The following is a 2,260-nucleotide window of genomic DNA, read 5'->3' on the forward strand; positions in this document are numbered from 1 at the left end:
GTACACGGGGAGGGAGTACATCTCCGTCACCATGTTCAGGGGCTTTGTGAACCAGTTGTTCTTCAGCCGCACCGGCACGTCGGGGATGTCCTCTTCCGCGGGGTCCTCCGCCTCCCAGGCGCAGCCCTTGGCATCCAGAAGGGCCCGGACCTCCGCCAGGTTCTCCGCCGGGGCCCAGCCCTCAAAGAAGACGATGGTCCCGTCGGTAAGGAGGCGCTCGGTGTTCAAATCCTCCGCCGCCTCGGCGCTGAGCCGATCGGCGTAGAGCCGGAGCCGGTCCCGCTCCGGCGCCAGGGCGGCGATGGCGGCCTCGGCCTCCTGCCGCTGCTTCCGGTTCTCCGCCAAAGCCCCGTCCAGGGCCTGGACGTTCTGGGCCGCCGTGCCCGTCACGCCCTGAAAGACCGTGACGCTGAACCCATGGGGCCGGAGAATCTCCAGGGCCTTCTCCTCCTCCGCCCGGTGGGCGGCGAGGAGGCAGCAGCGCTGCTGCTTGTCGGCGCTGATCTCATAGAGCTCCGCCGCCGCGTCCGCCAGTTCCGCGCGGATGGCGGCGGTGTCCGCCGCGCCGGGGAAGACGCCCAGGCGGAATACCGCGTGCTCCGTGCCTCCCAGCTCCAGGGGCATGTCCAGGGGGACCCAGGGCTCCAGCCCGGCCTTCCGGCTCAGGAGGCGGTTTTCCTCCCCCTGCAAACGGGAGATCTCTTGCAGGTACCCGTTGATCTTCCCGCTGACGGCCCGGGAGCTTTCCAGGGTCTCGTCGCTGAGGAACTCCGTCTCGCTCACCGCCCGGCGCTGGATGAAGAGGCCGTCCTTGGTCCCTCCGTAGCGCTTTAAGGCGGCCAGGGCGGCCCCGGCCTCGCCCTGCTCGTTTTTGGTCTCCGCCAGCCGGGAGGCGTCCCGCCGCAGCAGCGCCGCCCAGGCGGGGTCCGAGAGCTTCCCGGCGGGCTCGCTGATCTCCACACAGCCCAGGCGCAGAAGCTCCCGCAGGAGGGCGTCCCGCTGGGCGGCCATGGCCATGACACGGAGCTTTTTCATTTTTACAATGGCCATCTCAGTTGCTCACAACCCTTCCGACAATAAACTCCGCCGCGGCCTCCAGGAGCTTTTCGGCGGCCTGGCGCAGCTTGGCGGCGTCCGCCTCCGCGGCCCGGGCGGTCTTTTCCGCCGCGGCAGCGGCCCGCTCCTCCGCCTGGCGCAGAAGCTCCCGGCCGGCCTCCGCCCCGGCGGCGCGGGTCCTTTGCAAGAGCGCCTGACCTTCCTTTTCCGCGTCGGCGACAAGCTGCTTCGCCTCCGCCTCGGCGGCGGCGCGGCGCTCCCGGACCTCGTTTTCCACCTGCGTTACCTTTTCGATCGCTTCCAGGGACATTCGTTCTCACCTTCTCTCCATGTGCCATTGCCCCCGGCCTTCGTCCCGCCGGGCGCATGGTCATTCTGATTATACAGTATAGGCGAAGTCTTCCGGTTTTGCAAGGGAATTTTTGCCGGATCGGCGAAAAGGGCNTCAAAGAAAGAGCGGCCAATCCCAGCCCTTTTCTTTTTCCCCAAATTGTGGTATACTGCTTTTAAATTGGAACGTTACGGACAAGGAGGGACCGCTATGCGGGCCGAGGAACGGCGTCAGGCCATTTTAGAGCACTTGCGGCAGTCCAGCCGCCCCGTCAGCGCGGGGTTCCTGGCGGAGCGCTTTTCCGTCAGCCGCCAGGCGGTGGTGGGGGACGTGGCCCTGCTCCGGGCCTCCGGGGCGGACATCTCCGCCACCCCCAGGGGCTATGTTATTCTGAAGCCCAGCCAGGACCTGGTCCGCCGGGTGGCCTGCCGCCACGACGCCGCGGGCATGGAGGCGGAGCTCTGCGCCGTGGTGGACCAGGGCTGCTCCGTGCTGGACGTGATTGTGGAGCATCCCGTCTACGGCCAGCTCACCGGCCCCCTCCAGCTTGCCAGCCGGTACGACGTGGGCCAGTTCCTCTCCCGCTGCGCAGGGGCCCGGCCCCTGTCGGACCNCACCGGCGGCATCCACCTCCACACCCTCTCCTGCCCGGACGAGGACGCCTTTTGCCGGGTGCGGGAGGCCCTGGGGGCGATGGGAATTTTATGGGAGGGCGAAGAATGAAGCGGCATAACGGCCTCCGGGACATGACTGCGGGCAGCCCCGCCGGGCATATCCTCTATTTCGCCCTGCCCCTTTTGGCGGGGAGCCTCCTCCAGCAGCTCTACAACATGGTGGACAGCTGGGTGGTGGGGCGCTATGTGGGGGCTGTCT

At 67.7% G+C, this 2,260-nt stretch carries 2 protein-coding genes and 1 pseudogene; 1 reads left to right on the plus strand and 2 read right to left on the minus strand.

Annotated features, from left to right (window positions below; translation table 11 throughout):
* Positions 1-1,050, minus strand: a pseudogene (locus tag JX325_RS15535) (V-type ATP synthase subunit I); the annotation flags it as partial.
* Position 1,051: 1 nt separating this feature from the next.
* Entirely contained in the window at positions 1,052-1,366 is a 315-nt protein-coding gene (locus tag JX325_RS15540) for a hypothetical protein (RefSeq protein WP_204791963.1), read from the minus strand.
* Between the two features lie 231 nt (positions 1,367-1,597).
* Here JX325_RS15540 and JX325_RS15545 point away from each other — a divergent pair, with 231 nt between their 5' ends.
* Positions 1,598-2,110 carry a transcription repressor NadR gene (locus JX325_RS15545; protein WP_204791964.1) on the plus strand — a complete coding sequence of 171 codons (513 nt, stop codon included), beginning with the start codon at positions 1,598-1,600 and terminating at the stop codon, positions 2,108-2,110.
* Positions 2,111-2,260 lie beyond the last annotated feature (150 nt).

It is taken from the genome of Oscillibacter sp. CU971, from assembly GCF_905219725.1.
Lineage (GTDB): Bacteria > Bacillota > Clostridia > Oscillospirales > Oscillospiraceae > Oscillibacter.

Excerpts from the sequence above, each read along its gene's own strand:
- JX325_RS15540 (WP_204791963.1), bottom strand. The coding sequence starts at position 1,366 with ATGTCCCTGGAAGCGATCGAAAAGGTAACGCAGGTGGAAAACGAGGTC.